Here is a 17,774-nt window from a genome sequence, read left to right as displayed (position 1 = left end):
CGTGCGCCGGATCAGGTCAGATTGCCGTCGATACAGAGGCTCGCCGACCGGGTCGACGGTCCGGGACGCGGGGTGTCCGGGTCGAACTTCCACTGCGCGACCGGGGCGACGGCCTGCCAGCGCAGCGAGCCGTCGCGGGCGGCGACGACCTGGTAGACGTCCTCGTTGCCCTCGATGAGCTGGCTGCCGACGCAGTAGTCGGTGTACTCGGTGCCCGGCTGGCGCGCGCCCGCGCTGAAGAGGCCCGCGGGCCGGGTGTACGCGCCCGGGTTGGGGACCGTGCTCGGCCTGTTGTCGGCGGGACCTCGGGACCACGACGGCGCGCCGCGGTCGGTCTCGCACCGGAAGCTCTGGCCGCCGGCGACCACGGTCGCACCCTGCGGATGGCTGGTGCCCGCCCAGAGGCAGTGCGTCCCGGCACCGGCCGTGCTCGCCGCGGCGGTGCCTGCGCCCGCGGTGAGCCCGCCCGCGAGGGCGACTGTCGCGAGCAGTGCGAGCGCCCCGCGGCCGAGTGCGGCGGCGGTACTGGTGCGTGCGGTGGTGTTCATCGGCTTCTCTCTCCCTCGCCGACCGGTCGCGAGATCCGCGAAATTCGGTCGATAAAGCAAGCGTGACAGTGCTTTTCGGGCTCGGATGTCAGCACCGGGCGGCGGTGGGTTTGCAGACGACCCAGCCTTCGCCGTCCGGACGCGGCACCGCGGTCCAGGTCGTCGATTCGCCCCCGCCGCCCCTGCCCGGCGTCGGTGCGGACTGCTGCTTGGCCCAGTACTCGCGCTGCGCCTGCTGGTGCTCGTTCTGGCGCAACGGGTTGTTGTCGGTGTGGTGGATGCCTTCGGGGTCGACGTGGTGCGCGCCTGAAGTGTCGCGGCCCGGCCTGTCGTCTAAGGCGGCCGCGGCGCTGCCGGACGTGAGCACCGTTGCGGCGCCGAAGAATCCGACGATCAGGGCGAGTGCGGTGGCACGTCGGCGGGGGTGCCCGGAACTGGTCGACCGCTGGGGGAGTCGCTGCATGGCGTCGTTGCCTCTCTGCTGATCTACTAAGTTAAACAGTAGGTAAAGAAGCTGAGAACAAGCTTATGGCCAGGGCGATTGCGCCTGTGGGGAGGAACACTGTGATCAGATACGCATCTTGGCCGTAGATCGCATGGATTCGGGCGACGCATCGCGGGCGGAGGTGAGCGAGGTCACTTAATATTGCACTTTCTGAAATTTTGCAGTTTGTGTTAAATTTTCGGCCATGTCGTCCCCCGCGAGCACGGAACCGCCGATCGGTCTGCGCGCCCAGAAGAAGCGCAAGACCAGGCTCGATCTCTGCATGGCCGCCCGGCGCCTTGCCGTCGAGCGCGGGGTGGACGCGACGACCGTGGAGGACATCGCGAGGGCCGTCGGGGTCTCGCCGCGCACGTTCTTCAACTACTACGACACCAAGCTCGACGCGATCGTCGGTCCCGTGGAGGAGATCGGCACGCCCGCCGCGCGCGCCGAATTCGTCGCTGGCGGCCCGACCGGCGTGCTCATGGCCGACCTGACCTGGCTGTTCGCCTCCGCGATCGAGCCGGAAGAGGAAGTGCGCGAAGCGATCTCGCTGGTCATCGCGATCATCAAGGCCGAGCCGCGGGTGGTCGCGTCCTTCATGGCCGCGGGCGTGCAGCAGGAGGCCATGGTCGCCGAGCTGCTGACCGCCCGATCCGGCGCGCCGGTCGCGCCCGAATTCGCCGCGCTCGCAGCGGGAGTCATGACCACCATCACCACCAGGGCGGTGTTGTCCGCTGCCGCCGATACCTCCCGGTCGTTCAAAGCGGCCGTGGCAGAGCACTGTGCGATGGCCGCCTGGCTGTTCGACCTGCCTGATGAGAAAACAAGGAGACGCGACCGATGACCTCGACGGCCGATTCGCCGCCAACCCCGATTGTCCTGACCCAGAAGAGAATCTGGCTCATCTTCTCCGCGCTCATCGCGGGCATGTTCCTGGCCAGCCTCGATCAGATGATCGTCGGCACCGCGATGCCGACCATCGTTGGCGAGCTCGGCGGTGTCTCGCACATGGCCTGGACCGCCACCTCGTATCTGCTCGCCACCACCATCGTGATGCCGATCTACGGAAAGTTCGGCGACATGTTCGGCAGGCGTTGGCTTTTCCTGTTCGCGGTGACCGCCTTCACCGCCGCGTCCGTCGGCGCCGCCGCATCGACCAGCTTCTGGGAGTTCATCGTCTTCCGCGGCCTGCAGGGTGTCGGCGGTGGCGGTCTGATGATCCTGGCGCAGGCCATCATCGCCGACGTGGTGCCCGCGAAGGATCGCGGCAAGTACATGGCGCCGATGGGTGCGGTCTTCGGCATCACCTCGGTGGCCGGTCCGCTGCTCGGCGGCTTCTTCGCCGATACCCTCGGCTGGCGCTGGTGCTTCTGGATCAACGTGCCGATCGGTATCGCGGCGCTGGTCATCGCCTTCCGCTACCTCAGCGTGCCCAGCCATCGGCCCAAGACCAAGCCGGACTACCTCGGTGTGCTGCTGATGTCGGCGGCGACCACCTTGCTGATCCTGATCACCGACTGGGGCGGCAAGCAGTACGCGTGGGGCTCGACGACGATCGTATCGATGATCGCCGCGCTGGTGATCGTGGTGTCGGCGTTCGTCATGGTGGAGGCACGGGCCGAGGAACCCATGCTGCCGCTGTGGTTGTTCCGCAACCGCACCTTCGTGCTGACCTCCGCGATCGGCATGCTGGTCGGCCTGGTCATGTTCGCCGCGATCGGCTTCATCCCGACCTACCTGCAGATGGCCACCGGCGCCTCGGCCTCGGTCTCGGGTCTGCTGCTGATCCCGATGATGGCGGGCATGATGATCACCCTCATGGGGTCGATGACCGCGATCACCAAAACCGGCAACTACCGGGCGTATCCGCCGCTGGGCGCGCTGACCATGCTGCTCGGCCTGCTGTGGCTGACCAGGCTGGACGCGAACACCGCGATGTGGCTCGTCTCGGCGATGCTGTTCGTGATCGGCGCGGGGCTCGGCCTGATCATGCAGATCATCGTGCTCGTCGTGCAGAACGCGGTGGCGCCCGACCAGATCGGGACCGCGACCAGTGCCAACAACTACTTCCGGGAGATGGGTGGCGCGATCGGTGTCGCCATCTTCGGGTCGATCTTCACCAGCCGACTGACCGACGGGCTCACCGACGCGTTCATGTCGCACGGTCCGGAGGTGCTGGCGGCGAAACTCGACCCGAGCGCGCTGGTGCCCTCGGTGGTGAAGAATCTGCCCGCCGAACTGCACGACGCGATCGTCGGCGCTTACGTGAACGCGCTGGTGCCGGGCTTCTGGTACCTCATCCCGGGCGCGGTGGTGATTCTCCTGCTTGCCCTGTTCATTCCGCAGTTGAAGCTCTCCGACGAGGCGGGCATGGTCGCCCGCGGCGAGGCGGTGCTGGAGGAGACGGTGTCGAGCGAGCAGGCGGCGGCCGCCTCGGACGAGGATCCGGATCCTCGGCTGGTGCACGATCGCGCTTAGCGTTATCGCGAAAGACGGGTGGTAGGGCCACGGCCTTACCGCCCGTCTTTGTCGCGCCCGGGCTATTCGCAGGCGACGACGCCGGTGTAGCCGGGGTCGAGTGCCCGCTTGACGATGAAGTCGACGGTCGGCGACTGCGGCAGCGTGGCGTGGTCGAACGCGTCGGCGGGGCAGAGCTCCTGGACCCAGACGTTGTCGACCGTCGCACCCGGACCGGCCTGCAGGAAGGTGGCTTCCGGTGGGGTGGAGGCATCGTCGCGGGCGCTGGCGATGACCGTGTAGGCGATGCCGGGCACGGTGTCGCCGTCCGCGTTCAAGGTGCGCAGGAACTCGCTGCCGACGAGCTGCTGTGCCGCGGCGATTCCGGCGACCGGCGTCAGTACGGTGGGCAACGCGGCCACGACGCCGGGTGGCAGCCGCGGCGCGATCCCGCGCATCGACGAACCGTGATTGGTGCCTGCGAGCGAGATCAGCTGCGCGACATGGTCTGCGCCACCGCCGAAGCGGAGGTACTGGCGAGCCACCAGTGCGCCTTGCGAATGCCCGACGAGGTCGACTCGCGCCGCACCGGTGGCGGCCAGGACCTGGTCGACGAAGGCCGCCAGCTCCGCGGCCGAGGTGGGAATGTCGCCGGTGGCGTACATTCCCGGCAGCGCGCCGAGCACGCTCGACGTATCGCGGCCATAGTTGAGCGAAAAGACGCAGTAGCCTTCGACTTTCAGGCTCGGCGCGAGTACGTCCCAATCGTTCTGGTTACCCCAGGTGCCGTGCACCAGGACGACCGGGCGCGGGTGGGCCCGCGCGGGTCGGCAGGACCAGTCGTCCGAACCGGTGGGCGGGATGCTGCCGTCCGGGTCCTTGCCCGGCAGCGCACTGCCGGTGCCGCCCGGATCGGCCGCGGCCGGAACCGCCTGCGCGCCTGCCACGCAGAGGCCGCACGCGAGGCCCGTCAGCAGCAATCGCCGCCATCTGCCGTTCATCGAAAGCTCCTCTGTGCGGCGGGATTTCCCGCGTCGTCGGCGAATCGTACGGTCGCTCAGCGCGGCACGGTGACCGGATCGGTGCAGCTGGCGGGCGGGTCGACCAGTGAACATGGCTGCGGGGCGCGGGTCGGCCGGTAGTCGGCGGGGACGCCGCCGTCACGCGTGATGGCGGTGTAGGCGGCGACGGCGTCGGTGGGTTTACGGGTGAGGCTCGGGTCGGTCAGCACGTCTACGGTGTAGAGGCCGAACCGCGGTGTGTAGCTGCCCCATTCATAGTTGTCGGTGAGGCTCCAGTAGTTGTACCCCATGATGTTCATGCCGTCGGCCCGCGCTCGCTGTATCCAGTAGATCGTGTCGCGCAGGTCGTCGCCGCGGGCGTAGCCGTCGGGGCGGGGCAGCCCGTTCTCGGTCGGCATGCCGTTCTCCACGATGTAGAGCGGCTTGCCCGGGAAGGCACGCGAATAATGCTGCAGGGCATAGTAGATGCCCTCGGGCTGCAAGGGGTTCTGCCACAGCCTGGTGAGGTTCTGCACCATCGATGTCACCGTGTCGGGAGAACTGCCGTAGTAGTAGTCGATGCCGATGTAGTCGAGTCGCGCGGCGATCTGGTCGACGAACGGCTTGTTGACCGCGTCCTCGCCACCGGGGATATACGCGACGTTGCTGGTGACCAGCGCGCCCGGCTGCACCTGATGGATGTAGTCGTAGACGGTGTTGTGCGCCTGGGCGAGCCGGTTCTGCATGACGGGCACCTCGGCGGCGGAGAGCCCGCCATGGCGTAATTCGTTTAATCCATAGAAGGTCGGCTCGTTGAAGGTGACCCAGAGCGGGTCGGCGGCGGCATAGCGATCGACCACCGTGCGCGCGTTGGCCAGCCAGTCCTCGACCATGCCCGGGTTGTGCCAGCCGCCCCGGTCCACCGCCCAGCCGGGGAACACCCAGTGGTCGAGGGTGATCATCGGTCGCATCCCGGCCGCCTTGATCTTCGCGATCACGTCGTCGTAGAAGCCGAATCCCTCGGCCGACCACACGCCGGGCTCCGGCTGCACCCGTGCCCATTCGACGCTGATCCGGAACACTCGGGCACCGAGGCCTGCGGCCAGGTCGATGTCGGAGGCATAGCGGTGGTAGAAGTCGACCGAATCCCCGTAGGGGTCCTCGGTTTTGCCCGCCTCGACGTAGCGGCGCCAATTGCTGTCCGGCGCATGCCCTTCGGACTGATAGCCGGAGGCGGCCACGCCCCACAGGAAGTCCGCGCCGAGCGGTTCGACCTGGGCGGGCGGCTCAGGTCGCGCGGCGGCCGTGGCGGGCAGTCCCAGGACGAGCGTTGCGGCGGCGACGGCGGCCGAGCCGAGGTCGCGGAGACGGAGTCGCATCGGCGGTGTGCTCCCGTTCGTTAGGTGACCGTCGGCCTTTTCGGTGGTCGCGGACGATCCGTGACAAAAACCGTACAGTGCTCGGTTTTGGATGACAAGGTCCGCCACGGCCTGACTACACTGGCTCGGTGGCGAAACGGGGCCCCTACGGCAAAGGCATCGAACGGCGGGAGCAGATCCTCGACGCCGCGCTGCGCACCATCGCCGAGCGCGGCTACCTGGCCACCTCGGTGGCCGAGCTGGCCGACGCCGCGGGGCTGAGCCAGGGTGGGTTGCTGCACTATTTCGGCTCCAAGGAGGAGCTTTTCGTCGCGGTGCTGCGCAAACGCGACGAGCTCGATCTCGCGCGGATAAGCGGCTCGGCACCGGAGGCCTTCGTCGCGGTGATCCGGCGCAATACCCAGGTGCCGGGACTGATCGAGCTGTTCACGCATATGCAGGCGGCCGCCGCGGACCCGCGCCATCCGGCGCACGATTACATGCTCGAGCGCTACCGTGTCGGCACCGCGGGGTTCGCGGCGGCGCTGCGCGCGATGCAGCAGGAAGGCGCGCTGTCCGCGCGGATCGACACCGAGGCCGCGGCCACCATGTTCTTCGCCCTCGCCGACGGACTGCAGGCGCGCTGGTTGATCGACCCGTCGATCGACATGGTCGGCGAGCTCGAGGCATGCTGGCGGCGCTACACGGAAGAGGGCTCGCAGTAGCGGAATTCGATCCGGCATCCCGTGTCGGGGGCGAATTGTATTGTGCGGATATGGGTCTAGCGAAGCTTGCCGAGGAGTTCTGGAACTGGCGGCTCGCCACCGCACCCGATTCGAGTGACGATCTGCCCCGCGTCGAACGTCCCGCGGGCTGGCTGCCCGACTGGTCGGCCGCCGCGATCGCGGAACGCCGGACCGTGCTCGCCGAGCTCACCGGCAGGCACGCGGCGCTCGAGCTGTCCGACGAGCCGGTCACGGTGCAGGTCGACGGCAGGCTGCTGGGTTCGGCGCTGGCGAAGGTGCATTGGGAGCTGGAGCTCATCCGGGGCTGGCAACGCGATCCCGGCTTCTATGTGCAGCAGAGTCTCGGCGCGGTCTATGTAACTCTGCTGGCACCACCGCCTTTCGACGAGGTGCGGGCGGCATCGATCAGCGCGCTGCTGCGTCATGTGCCGCTGGTGCTCGAGCAGGCCATGGCGAATCTCGCCGAGCACGCGAGCGCGCCCTTCGCCCGCAGTGCGGTGCGACAGCTGGACGAGACGGCGGGATCGCTCGAAGCCGCGATGACGGCGTTGCTCCCGTTCCTGCCCGCCGAGTACGCCGCCGAACTGCCCGCGGCGACCCGCGTCGCCGCCGATGCCGTTGCGGCATACCGTGATTGGCTGTCCGAGCGGCTGCCGTCGCTGGGCGATGCCGAGCCTGTCGGCCCGGATGCGCTGGCCTTCTATCTGCACAAGGTCGCGCTGCTGCCGTATTCGGCGCGGCAGTTGCGCGAGATGGGCCGCCAGGAGTGGCACCGTGCGGTCGCCGCCGAGACGGTGTTGCGCACCCGGTTCCGGGATGTGCCGAGTCCGTCGCTGCCCGCCGACGCGCGTGCGCACGTCGAGCGGCAGCACCGCGACGAACTGGCGGTGCGCGAGTTCGCCGACGGGCGTGGGCTGCTCGGTCAGCCGGAGTGGTTGCGGCATTACCGATTCGCGCCGTGCCCGCCGTATCTGGCCCCGCTCGCCTGGCTCGGCGTCTGCGACGACCTCACCGGGCCGTCGCGCCGGGACGAGGACGCGCTGCGCTACGTCCCCGACCCGGCGCCGGACCTGCCGTATTTCGAACAGGCCGCCGCCTTCGACAGTCGCACCGCGATCGTGCACGAGGGCGTGCACGCGCAGCAGGTCGCGTTCGGCTGGCGGCACGACAATCCCGCGCGGCGCTGGTTCTACGACTCGGTGCCCAACGAGGGCATCGCGTTCTACTACGAAGAACTGATGTGGCAGGCCGGTCTGTTCGACGGCGCGCCCGCCGGCGCGATCTTCGTGGCGAACGCCATGCGGCTGCGGGCTTTACGGGTCGAGGTGGATATCGCCCTCGCGCTGGGCGAACTGTCCATCGAGGAGACGGCAGCCCGTTTGGCGGCCGATGTGCCGCTGGATGACGAGACGGCATGGGACGAGGCGGTTTTCTTCGCCGGGTTCCCCGGCCAGGCGCTCAGCTACCAGATCGGGAAGTTGCAGATCCACGATCTGCTCAGCACCGCGGTGCGCGTGCTCGGCGACGATTTCGACATGAAGGCCTTCCACGACCGACTGTGGCGCGAAGGGAATGTGCCGCTGGCCCTGCAGCGTTGGGAGTATCTCGGGCTGCGCGATCACCTCGACGCCGCCGACCGCTTGGCCGGAGGTATTGCCGCACCGGGTGATCGGAAGGCCGACTAGGCGTTGGCGGGCAGGTCGGTGCCCGCGCCGCGGCGGCGGATCGCGACCAGATCGTGGCGTGCGGTGGGCAGCGTCTGCTCCTCGGCGCCCTCCACGGTGAAACCCGCGTCGGCGATCATCTGACGGTCGTCGGTGCCGGGTTGTCCCTCGCTGGTGAGGTAGTCGCCGAGGAACATCGAGTTGGCCAGGTGCAGCGCGAGCGGTTGCAGTGCGCGCAGGTGGATCTCACGACCGCCGGCCAGGCGGACCTCCACGTCGGGGAAGTAGAAGCGGAACAGCGCGAGGATGCGCAGACAGCGCTGCGGCGTGAGCTCCCAGCGATCGCCGAGCGGGGTGCCCGCGAACGGGATCAAAAAGTTCACCGGCACCGAGTCCGGGTCCAGCGCGCGCAGGGCGACGGCGAGATCGATGATGTCGGTGTCGTTTTCGCCCATCCCGAAGATGGCTCCGGAGCAGGGCGACAGACCGGCGGCGCTCGCCTTGACCAGGGTGTCCACTCGATCGTCGAACGTGTGCGTCGAGCAGATCTCGGCGTAGCGCGCCTCGCTGGTGTTCAGGTTGTGACTGTAAGCGTGCGCACCGGCGGCGGCGAGTCGCTCGGCCTGGCCCTCGCTCAGCAGGCCGAGGCAGACGCAGACTTCGACCTGCGGGTTGTCCACCTTGATCGCGGCGATGGTGTCCTCGATGCGCCGGATATCGCGCTCGCCCGGCCCGCGGCCGCTGGCCACCAGGCACACCCGTTTGGCCCCGGCGCGCACGGCCTGATCCGCGACCTCGGCGGCCTTGCCCGGCGTGATCCAGGAGTACTTCAGCACCTCGGACGCTGAACCGAGGCGCTGTGAGCAGTAGCCGCAATCCTCCGGGCACAGGCCGCTTTTCATGTTCACGATGGTGTTCAGCTTGACGCGCCGTCCGAAGAACGCGCGCCGCACGCGGGAGCCGGCCGCCACCACGTCGAGCAGTTCGGTGGATTCGGACAACACCGCCAGCGCTTCGTCCGTCGTCGGTGCCTCGCGTCGGAATGCCTTGTCCACCAGTTGATCCAGCAATACAGCAGTCATGTCGATCAACCTACCAACGAACTTGAACACCGTTCAAGTATTTTCTTGAACGGTGTTCAAGGTGGCAGTCTTGCAGGGTTTATGTGTTCACCACCAGCCGGTGGCCAGTTGTAGTGCGAGGCTGGAGACGCCGAGGACCACCGCGAGCAGTCCGCCGAACAGCAGCGGGCGTGCTCCGGCGCTGCGCAGTTGCCGCCAGGTGAGCGAGGTGCCGATCGCGGCGAGTACCGCGGCGATCAGCCAGGCGCTGAGGTGGGCGAGCGCGGGCGCCGCCGCGGTGGGCAGTATGTCGAGCCCGGCGATCACCGACGCGACGAGGAACAGCACAACGAACAGTGGAAAGGACTGCAGAACGGTGTTTTTGGCGGTCGTCTCGGAGTCGGCGCGGCGCTTGGTGAAATACAGGCCGAGACACATCGGGACGATCATCAGGCTGCGGACCAGTTTTACGATCACCGCGAAATGCGCGGCGGCCGGGCCGAACATCACCCCGGCGGCCAGCACCGACGACGTGTCGTTGATCGCGGTGCCCGCCCATAGTCCGAAGGCTTCCTGGGACAGGCCGAGCAGGTGTCCGAGCGGCGGATAGGCCAGTACGGCAACGACATTGAAGACGAAGATGGTACCGAGCGCGTACGCCACCCGATCCCGGTTCGGCTTCAGCACCGCGGTCGCCGCCGCGATCGCCGAGGCGCCGCAGATCGTCGTGCCGACCGCAACCAGGGTCGCCGACTCCCGCTCGAGTGCGAGCATTCTGCCGATGACGACGGCCGCCGCCGCGCCGAGCACCAGCGTGCCGAGCAGGACCACGGCGGTCTCGCGCCCGACCGTCAGTACCGATCCGACCGGCAGCCCGAGGCCGAGCAGCACGATGGCCGCGCCGAGCAGGCGCTTCCTGGTCGCGACCAAGCCGGGCCCGAATCGTCCGGTGTCCGAAACCGTCCCTCGCCCAACGGCGCTGACCACCGCGCCGATGGCCAGCGCGAGCACCGGCGCTCCGATCACGGGCACCATTCGGCCGAGCACGGTGGCCACCGTCGCGATCAGCGCCGCCAGCAGCAAACCCGGCCCGAAATGTCGAAAGCGAGTCACGCGTACAACATTCGAGTCGGCCGCGTGGCGGCACTACCCACCGATCCGGCAGCACCTCATAACCGGAACTGATAAGTGCGGCTGATGGGGGTGTGGGTCGTTCTGGGGATGTCGGCGTGTCCGTGGTCACACATAATCGATGGTTATGAGGCTACCGCCGGGGACACCTGAATTGGACGTGCTCGATCTGCTGGTGTCCGTGGCCGAATTGGGCAGTCTCGGTGCCGCTGCTCGTCAGCACGGCATCAGTCAGCCCGCGGCGAGCATGCGGGTGAGCGCCCTCGAGCGGCGGTTGCGGTTGCAACTGCTCGATCGGGGACCTACCGGGTCGGAACTGACCGAGGCCGGGCGTTCGGTGGTGGCGCACGCCCGGCTGGTGCTGGAGGCGGCGCGGTCGTTCAACGCCGGGGTGGCGGCGCTGCACGCGGCGGAGGTGCCCCGGCTGCGCGTCGCCGCGTCGAAGACTATCGCGGATCATCGGATTCCGCAGTGGCTCAACGCTTTGCGTGTCAGTTGTCCGGATGTGGCGGTGTCGCTGGAGGTGGACAACACCCGCCACGTCGAGGCGCTGGTCCGCGACGGAGTGGCCGACATCGGCTTCGTGGAGGGGCCGCACCCGCCGCCGGGCCTCGGCAGCCGGGTGCTCGGCGCGGACGAGCTGGTGGTGGTCGTCGGGCAGTCGCACCCGTGGGCACGCCGCCGCAAGCCGGTCACGCTGCGCGAGCTGGCGACGACGCCGCTGCTGTGGCGCGAGCAGGGCTCAGGGACCAGGGACACGGTGTGGGAGATTCTCGGGGCCGAGTGCCAGCCCGCGCGGCCCGCGGCCGAACTCGGGTCGGCGGTCGCGATCTGCGCCGCCGCGCGCTCGGCCGTCGCGCCCGCGGTGCTGAGCCGGTTGATCGCGGCGGGCGATCTGGCCAGCGGGGCGCTGGTAGAGGTGTGCCTGGCCGGGCCGGTGGTGCTGAGCAGGAAGTTCCGGGCGATCTGGCGCAAGCAGACGCCACCGGCGGGCGCGGCCGGGATCCTGGCCGAGCACGCCGCGCGCCTGGAGGCGCATGGCGCGCGTCACTGGTGAGCGGGCGATTCAGCGCCGTCGAACCGGGTAGGCAGTCGGTGACATGGCTCCGACAAGAAAGGCGTGAACGATGACTCAGCCCATCACCAGCACCCTCGACCCGGAACAGCAGAAGATCACGGGGGAGACGCTGCGCGCCACGGTGGTCGACCTGATCGACCTGTCCCTGATCGCGAAGCAGGCGCACTGGAACGTGGTCGGGCGGAACTTCCGGTCGGTGCACCTGGCGCTGGACGAATTGGTGACGGCGGCGCGGGAGTTCACCGACGCGGCGGCCGAGCGGGCCACCGCGATCGGCGTCAGCCCGGACGGTCGGGCCGAGACTGTCGCCAAGGAGTCGGGCGCCGCGGGCTTCCCGGACGGCTGGCAACAGGACACCGAGGTCATCAACCAGGTCGTCGCCAATCTCGCGGCGGTGATCACCCGGCTGCGGGAGCGGATCGAGGCGACCGAGAAGGCCGACCCGGTGACCCAGGACCTGTTCATCGGCTTCGCCGCCCGGCTCGAGCAGCTGCATTGGATGTGGCAGGCGCAGCTGGCGGTCTGAGCGCGGCGGCCTAGCGGGACAGGCCGTGCGCGCGGGCGATCAGTCGCTCCAGCACGGTGCGCGGCAGCAGCCGTCGCACCGCGAACATGACGGGCGCGTTGCTGCCCACGGCATAGAGCGGTCGCGGGCGGTCGGCCTCGATCGCCAGCACGATGGTGTCGGCCACCTTCGCCGCAGTGATCCCTTTCCCCTGCGCCGCATCGAGTTTCGCGATGAAGCTGGTGAAGTCGGCGGTGTGCGGCGAGCCCTCGTCGAGGTATTTGGTGCGGCGCTCGCGCAGCCCGGTGTTGATCTGTCCCGGCTCGACGGTGGTGATCCACACGCCGAACGGGGACTCCTCGAACCGCGCCGCCACCGCGAAACCCTTCAACGCCGCTTTGGTCGCGCCGTATGAGGAGCGGTAGGGCATCGGGAAGCTGGCGATCATCGAACCGACCATCACCACCCGGCCGTAGCGGCGCGCGCGCATGCCGGGCAGCACGGCCTGGGTGAGCGCGACCGGCCCCAGCACGTTCAGCCGGAACAGCCGCTCGATGGCGTCGGACGGCAGCTCGGCCAGCGGGCCCGCCTGGCTCTCGCCCGCGTTGTTGACGAGCACGTCGATCTCACCGAGCTCCGCGACGAACGTCTCGATGGAGGCGCTGTCGGTCAGGTCGAGCGCGCGATACTCGACGCCGGGCACCCGTGCGTCGGCCTCGATCCCCTCCGGTTTGCGGCTGGTGCCGATCACCCGATAGCCCCGCGCGACCAGCGCGGCGGCCGTCGCCTTCCCGATTCCGGACGAAGCGCCGGTGACCACTGCGGTCCGACCCATGACTCTCTCCTTGCTCGGCGACTGTTGCCGACGATAGCCGCTCGCCCCACCCGCGCGCTCGGGCCGATTCGGCGAACACCAGCACAACAGCGGATGGCGGCCCGGCGAGGTTGTCCTGAACTTCTGTGGGCGGGCCGTCATGACGCGGTATTCGCACCTCGCCGAGGGCTACTGTGGGCCGGCGCGATCGGTCGGGCGGGCCGTCGCGCGAGGTGATCCGATGGACGTGCCGAGGAGATACGTGGTGGTTGCCGACGCTGTTCGGGAGGAACAGGCGATCCGTCAGATGACGCGGCGGTTGATCGAAAACTTCGGTGACACACACTCGCCCGAGCACATCGAGGCCGTGGTCGCCGCGGGTCGCAAGCGGTTCGAAGGACATCCGGTGCGCCAGTTCGTGCCCATCCTGGTCGAGCGCTTCGCGCGCAGACAGTTGACGCCCGTCCCGCAGGAGCAGGAGCAGGCCAAGACCCGCAAGGGTGTCGCCGCGTATCGCGCCGCCGTCGATACCGACGAGGTACGCGAACCCTGGTCGGCGAGTAGGCGTTTCGTGCCCGCGGTGGTATCGGCGGCGGTGGCCGCGCTGGTCGTGGTGACCGTCGTCGCGGTGGCGCTGGCGGTGCGGCAACCGAGCGCACCGTCGAGGGTCGCCGCACCGGCGGCCCCGCTCGCCGTGGTGCGCGGTGTGGTCGGTTCGGAGAAGATGTCGCTGTTCCAGGACCAGCGGGTGATCGATGTGCTCGCGCGCCACGGCCTGCGGGCGCAGGTTGATTCGGCGGGCTCGCGCCAGATCGCGACCTCGGTGGACCTGACCGGCTACGACTTCGCCTTTCCGTCCAGCGAGCAGGCGGCCGAGCGAATCCAGCGGCAGCGCAATGTGAGTGCGAAGTACCTGCCGTTCGCCTCGCCGCTGGCGATCGCGACGTTCACGCCGATCGCGGACCTGCTCACCAAAGCCGGTGTGGTGCACCCGGGCCCGGTGCCGACCTTCGACATGGGGCCGTACTTGCGGATGGTCGGCAACAACACGCGCTGGGATCAGCTGGCGGAAAACACGGTCTACCCCACGAGCAAGAACGTGCTGATCTCCACGACCGATCCGCGCAGCTCCAACTCCGCCGCGATGTACCTCGCGATCGCGGGCTACGTCGCCAACAACAACACCATCGTGCAGGGACGCTCCGCCGAGGAAGATATCCTGCCCACGGTGGCAAGGCTTTTCGTCGGCCAGGGGTACACCCAGGGCAGTAGCGAGGGACCGTTCGAGACCTATCTGGCAACCGGGATGGGGCCGACGCCGCTGGTCTGGATGTACGAGGCGCAGTTCGTCGACGCCGCGGTGCGCGGGTTGCTGAAGCCGCGGATGACGATGCTGTACCCGACGCCGACCATCCTGTCGCGGCACACGCTGGTGCCGTTCAGCGAGCCGGGCGATCGGATCGGCCGACTGCTCGCCACCGACCCCGAATTGCAGCGGCTGGCCGCCGAACACGGCTTCCGCACCGGTGCCGCCGAACAGTTCGCCGCGGTGGCCGCCGATCATCACGTGCCGGTCGTGCCCGACCTCGCCGATGTGATCACCACACCCACCTTCGACACCCTGGAGCGCCTGCTCGACGGAGTCGGCAAGTCCTACAACTGATTCCGGCTCCGGGTCGCGATCCCGTCCAGCACGCACTCCAGCCCGAACGCGAAGCGCTGCGCCGGATCGGGGTCGCCTGCCTCGCGAACCCGCCTGCCGAACTCGGGATATGCGCCGCTGTCGAGCACGCTGCGCAGGTACGGTGCGACTGACTGCCGCCACTCGGCCTCGGTGCGACCGGTGCGGCGCCGGGCTCGTTCCTCGGCCAGCTGGTGCGCCACGGCGCCGAAGACGTAGGCCTGCACGGTGTCGACGACGGCGGCGGCGAGGTCGATGTCGCGGGTGAACGCGCCCGCCGCGGTGAGCGCGATGTCGTGCAGGCGTAGCGAATTCGCGCCGAGCGCGGGCCGCCCGGTGAGTTCGGCCCCGAGCCACGGATGCCGGATCAAGGTCGCGCGCGTGTGTTCGGCCACGGCGCGTAGATCGGCGCGCCAGTCTCCGGTGAGCTCGGGTGGCGGCGCCGCGCCGTGTACCGCGTCGATCATCAGGTCGAGCAGATCGTCGCGGCATGCCACGTAGCGGTACAGCGACGCGGTGCCGGAGCCGAGTGCGGTGGCGACGCGACGCATGGACACCGCATCGAGTCCTTCTGCGTCGGCGATCTCGACCGCGGTGCGCACGATGCGTTCCACGCTGGGTGCGCGGCGGCTCGGCACGCGCCGCTGCTTGGTCCAGACCAGCGCTGCCGACTGTGGCGAGTCCGTCATCGCTTCCCTCTGTTGCGCGGACGTTATGGCTACAGTGTAGCCATAACGCGAACGATAAAGCCTCGAGGAGTGTGTATGACCGAAACACGGGTTCCCGTACTGATCGTGGGAGCGGGGTCGGTCGGCCTGTTCGCGGCGGTCTTCCTCGCGCGGCACGGCGTCGCCGCCATGGCGGTGGAGCAGGCGTCCGGTCCCAGTGTCCACCCGCGGGCGACCGGGATCGGCCCGCGCACCATGGAATTGCTGCGGCAGGCCGGGCTCGCCGATGCCGTCGACGCGCTCGCCGTCGACATGTCCGCGGGCAGTCTCGGCAAGATCTCCGGCCCGACGCTCGCCGCGGTGGATCTGGCCGCCCTGCCGGACGCGCCGCCCACCCGGACCGGCTGGGGCTCGCCGCGCATCAGTCCCGCGCTGATCCGCGGCATCTGCGCGCAGGATCGCCTCGATACCGTGCTGGCGCCCGCCGCGGCGGAACTCGGTGCGACCCTTCGGTATTCGACCCGGGTGGCATCGGTCGAACAGGATGACTCCGGTGTCACCGCCCGGCTCGACGACGGCACGACGGTCCGGTCCGAGTACCTGATCGCGGCCGACGGTGCCCGCAGCGGTATTCGTGATGCCCTCGGTATCGGTACGACCGGCCCAGGGGCGCTGGGCAACCCGAACATGAGCATCCTCTTCCGGGCGGATCTGGGCCGATACACCGGCGGTCGGCACTTCACCACCTGCGATATCACCGGCCCGGTCCGCGGCATGTTCGTCACGGTGGACGGTGCGAAAGACTGGATCTTCCATACCGATTACCAACCGGAACAGGGGGAATCGCGCGAGGGGTTCACCGAGGAACACTGCCGGACCCTGGTGCGCGCCGCCGTCGGTGATCCGCTGCTGGACGTCGAGATCCGCAGCCGGTTGCCTTGGCGGGTAAGGGGTTTGCTCGCGGACGAGTTCCAGGCGGGGCGGGTTTTCCTGGTCGGCGACGCGGCGCACGCGGTGCCGCCACAGGGTGCGTTCGGGCTGAACACCGGTGCTGCCGACGCGCACAACCTCGCGTGGAAGCTGGCGGCGGTGCTGCGTGGGCAGGCCGGGCCGGGCCTGCTGCGCACCTATTCGACCGAACGTCGCGCGGTCGCCGCCGGCACGTTGACGCAGGCGCTGCTGCGCGTGGAACACCCACGCCTGCACTGGGATACGAGTCCCGGTGGCGCGGCAGCGCGGGCCGCGGTCGGTATGGCGTCCGCACCGGTGGTGCAACTCGGGTACCGCTATGACTCGACGGCCGTGCTCGACGCCGCGCCGCGGCTGCCGGACACCGAGGACGTGGCACTGGTGCTGGACGGCACACCGGGTTCGCGGCTCCCGCATCTGTGGATCGATGCGCAACGCTCGACGCTCGATCTCGTCGACACGGATTTCGCGCTGCTCACGGGCGTCGACGGTATCGCGTGGGCGCAGGCGGCGGAGCAGGTCGCGGCGAGTCTGGGAATCGCGGTGGCGGCCACCGCGATCGAAGCGCCGGAGTGGCCGTCCCTGGCGGGCATCGACGCAACAGGGGCGGTGCTGGTTCGTCCCGACCAGGTCATCGCATGGCGGAGCCCGGGAACGGTCGCGAGTCCGGCCGAGTGCCTCGCCGCGGTGCTGTGCCGGATCCTCGACCGGAGCTCCGGGACGCGGTAGCGAATCTGCTGAAATGCGAGGGAAGGCCGGTGAGATGTCCAGCGGCCATCGCGCCCGCCGAAGCCGCCGGTGACCTCGCCACCATAAGTACGAGCTACCGGGCCATCGCGAAGGGTACGGCCACGATCGAGTCGGTCGGCCCCGACCTCGCACGCGCGAGCCTGCGTCTGGCCGAGGTCAACCGGACCAAGTGCCTGCCGCCCGTGGCGCGATGACGCCCGGCGGTATGGACACAGTCGACACACCGGGCCGCGTTTTCAACGCGCTGCTGGAGCAGTTCTCGAGCGTGCCGTGTAGCGGGCGGGGCTTAGCGGGTGCCGTGACCCGCGCAGGCCGCGAGCGCGGTGTCCTTGGTGGCGTTGAACTTGTCGATGCCCGCGTTGAGCGCGTCGGTGTCCGCGCGCCGGGCCAGGGCGTCGGCGAGGGCGTTGGTGTCGTCGCGGTAGGCGTGCAGCACGTCCGCGATGTGCGTGGGCACCTCCTTGGTCACCTTCTGGTCGACGGACTTCGCCCCGTCGTGCAACGCGGTCACGGCGATATCCGCCTTGCCATTGGCCTCGGGGTCGTTGCGGCCGCGGTCGTTGGTCAGGCCGATGTAATCGTTGAAGGCCTGGACCGAACGGCCGTTCGCGCTCAGGAAGGCGTCGCAGGCCGATCCGGTCGCGCGTTCGATGGCGGCCGCCCTGGCCGCGGATGCCGCGATCGAGGAGGCCGTGACCTCGGAGGTGTACGCCGCCAGGTCGGTGCGGTTCACCTCGGCGGTGCCGGAGATCTGCTGCGAGCAGGCGCCGATGATCAGCACGCCCGCCGCGGTCGCCGCGCCCGCGGCCGCCAACCCGGCGCGTTCCAGTCCGTGCATGTCGGCCCCTTCCTTCGA

The 17,774-nt window shown here is 69.1% G+C and carries 18 protein-coding genes; 9 read left to right on the top strand and 9 right to left on the bottom strand.

Annotated features, from left to right (window positions below; translation table 11 throughout):
• Positions 1-11: 11 nt before the first annotated feature.
• Positions 12-548, bottom strand: a complete 537-nt coding sequence (locus tag F5X71_RS30975; RefSeq protein WP_167465182.1) for a hypothetical protein — start codon at positions 546-548, stop codon at positions 12-14.
• 88 nt (positions 549-636) lie between these two features.
• On the bottom strand, positions 637-1,011 hold the full coding sequence (locus tag F5X71_RS30970) for a hypothetical protein (protein ID WP_167465181.1): 375 nt from the start codon (positions 1,009-1,011) through the stop codon (positions 637-639).
• Between the two features lie 226 nt (positions 1,012-1,237).
• Between F5X71_RS30970 and F5X71_RS30965 the strand changes: the two genes are divergently transcribed.
• Positions 1,238-1,879 (top strand): TetR/AcrR family transcriptional regulator, encoded by a 642-nt coding sequence (locus F5X71_RS30965; RefSeq protein WP_167465180.1) that lies wholly within the window; start codon positions 1,238-1,240, stop codon positions 1,877-1,879.
• The gene (locus tag F5X71_RS30960; RefSeq protein ID WP_167465179.1) at positions 1,876-3,513 is read left to right on the top strand and encodes an MDR family MFS transporter; all 1,638 of its coding nucleotides are present in this window, start codon (positions 1,876-1,878) and stop codon (positions 3,511-3,513) included. Before F5X71_RS30965 ends, F5X71_RS30960 begins: the two co-directional genes overlap by 4 nt.
• A gap of 62 nt (positions 3,514-3,575) precedes the next feature.
• Here the strand turns inward: F5X71_RS30960 and F5X71_RS30955 are convergent, their stop codons facing one another.
• Together F5X71_RS30955 and F5X71_RS30950 are read right to left on the bottom strand one after the other, a co-directional pair.
• Positions 3,576-4,493, bottom strand: coding sequence for an esterase/lipase family protein (locus F5X71_RS30955; RefSeq protein WP_167465178.1), 918 nt, complete (start codon positions 4,491-4,493; stop codon positions 3,576-3,578).
• Positions 4,494-4,549: 56 nt separating this feature from the next.
• On the bottom strand, positions 4,550-5,872 hold the full coding sequence (locus tag F5X71_RS30950; protein ID WP_167465177.1) for a family 1 glycosylhydrolase: 1,323 nt from the start codon (positions 5,870-5,872) through the stop codon (positions 4,550-4,552).
• Positions 5,873-6,000: 128 nt separating this feature from the next.
• Between F5X71_RS30950 and F5X71_RS30945 the strand changes: the two genes are divergently transcribed.
• Both F5X71_RS30945 and F5X71_RS30940 read left to right on the top strand, forming a co-directional pair.
• Entirely contained in the window at positions 6,001-6,576 is a 576-nt protein-coding gene (locus F5X71_RS30945) for a TetR/AcrR family transcriptional regulator (protein ID WP_167465176.1), read from the top strand.
• A 50-nt stretch (positions 6,577-6,626) separates the two neighbouring features.
• Complete coding sequence (locus F5X71_RS30940; RefSeq protein ID WP_167465175.1) at positions 6,627-8,282, top strand: DUF885 family protein; 1,656 nt, start codon at positions 6,627-6,629, stop codon at positions 8,280-8,282.
• Here the strand turns inward: F5X71_RS30940 and bioB are convergent.
• The gene (gene bioB / locus F5X71_RS30935) at positions 8,279-9,343 is read right to left on the bottom strand and encodes a biotin synthase BioB (RefSeq protein ID WP_167465174.1); all 1,065 of its coding nucleotides are present in this window, start codon (positions 9,341-9,343) and stop codon (positions 8,279-8,281) included. The two genes, F5X71_RS30940 and bioB, sit on opposite strands and share 4 nt — an antisense overlap.
• A gap of 87 nt (positions 9,344-9,430) precedes the next feature.
• On the bottom strand, positions 9,431-10,435 hold the full coding sequence (locus tag F5X71_RS30930; protein ID WP_167465173.1) for a YeiH family protein: 1,005 nt from the start codon (positions 10,433-10,435) through the stop codon (positions 9,431-9,433).
• Between the two features lie 145 nt (positions 10,436-10,580).
• Here F5X71_RS30930 and F5X71_RS30925 point away from each other — a divergent pair, with 145 nt between their 5' ends.
• Positions 10,581-11,510: a LysR substrate-binding domain-containing protein gene (locus tag F5X71_RS30925; RefSeq protein WP_167465172.1), complete on the top strand. Its 930-nt coding sequence runs from the start codon at positions 10,581-10,583 to the stop codon at positions 11,508-11,510.
• Positions 11,511-11,580: 70 nt separating this feature from the next.
• Positions 11,581-12,057: a Dps family protein gene (locus F5X71_RS30920; protein ID WP_167465171.1), complete on the top strand. Its 477-nt coding sequence runs from the start codon at positions 11,581-11,583 to the stop codon at positions 12,055-12,057.
• A 10-nt stretch (positions 12,058-12,067) separates the two neighbouring features.
• Here the strand turns inward: F5X71_RS30920 and F5X71_RS30915 are convergent, their stop codons facing one another.
• Positions 12,068-12,871, bottom strand: coding sequence for an SDR family oxidoreductase (locus F5X71_RS30915; protein ID WP_167465170.1), 804 nt, complete (start codon positions 12,869-12,871; stop codon positions 12,068-12,070).
• Positions 12,872-13,091: 220 nt separating this feature from the next.
• Between F5X71_RS30915 and F5X71_RS30910 the strand changes: the two genes are divergently transcribed.
• A complete protein-coding gene (locus F5X71_RS30910; RefSeq protein ID WP_238815566.1) occupies positions 13,092-14,513 on the top strand; it encodes a three-helix bundle dimerization domain-containing protein in 1,422 nt (473 codons plus the stop codon).
• Here the strand turns inward: F5X71_RS30910 and F5X71_RS30905 are convergent.
• Positions 14,504-15,220, bottom strand: a complete 717-nt coding sequence (locus F5X71_RS30905) for a TetR/AcrR family transcriptional regulator C-terminal domain-containing protein (protein WP_167465169.1) — start codon at positions 15,218-15,220, stop codon at positions 14,504-14,506. The two genes, F5X71_RS30910 and F5X71_RS30905, sit on opposite strands and share 10 nt — an antisense overlap.
• Before the next feature lie 75 nt (positions 15,221-15,295).
• Here F5X71_RS30905 and F5X71_RS30900 point away from each other — a divergent pair, with 75 nt between their 5' ends.
• Together F5X71_RS30900 and F5X71_RS30895 are read left to right on the top strand one after the other, a co-directional pair.
• A complete protein-coding gene (locus F5X71_RS30900) occupies positions 15,296-16,897 on the top strand; it encodes an FAD-dependent monooxygenase (RefSeq protein ID WP_167465168.1) in 1,602 nt (533 codons plus the stop codon).
• Positions 16,898-16,926: 29 nt separating this feature from the next.
• Positions 16,927-17,112 carry a hypothetical protein gene (locus F5X71_RS30895; protein WP_167465167.1) on the top strand — a complete coding sequence of 62 codons (186 nt, stop codon included), beginning with the start codon at positions 16,927-16,929 and terminating at the stop codon, positions 17,110-17,112.
• Between the two features lie 92 nt (positions 17,113-17,204).
• On the opposite strand, the gene F5X71_RS30890 is transcribed toward F5X71_RS30895, so the two are convergent.
• A complete protein-coding gene (locus F5X71_RS30890; RefSeq protein ID WP_167465166.1) occupies positions 17,205-17,756 on the bottom strand; it encodes a hypothetical protein in 552 nt (183 codons plus the stop codon).
• Positions 17,757-17,774 lie beyond the last annotated feature (18 nt).

This window comes from Nocardia brasiliensis (assembly GCF_011801125.1).
In the GTDB taxonomy this organism is placed as follows: Bacteria; Actinomycetota; Actinomycetes; order Mycobacteriales; family Mycobacteriaceae; genus Nocardia; species Nocardia brasiliensis_C.
This window is presented reverse-complemented; position numbering and strand designations above follow the sequence as displayed.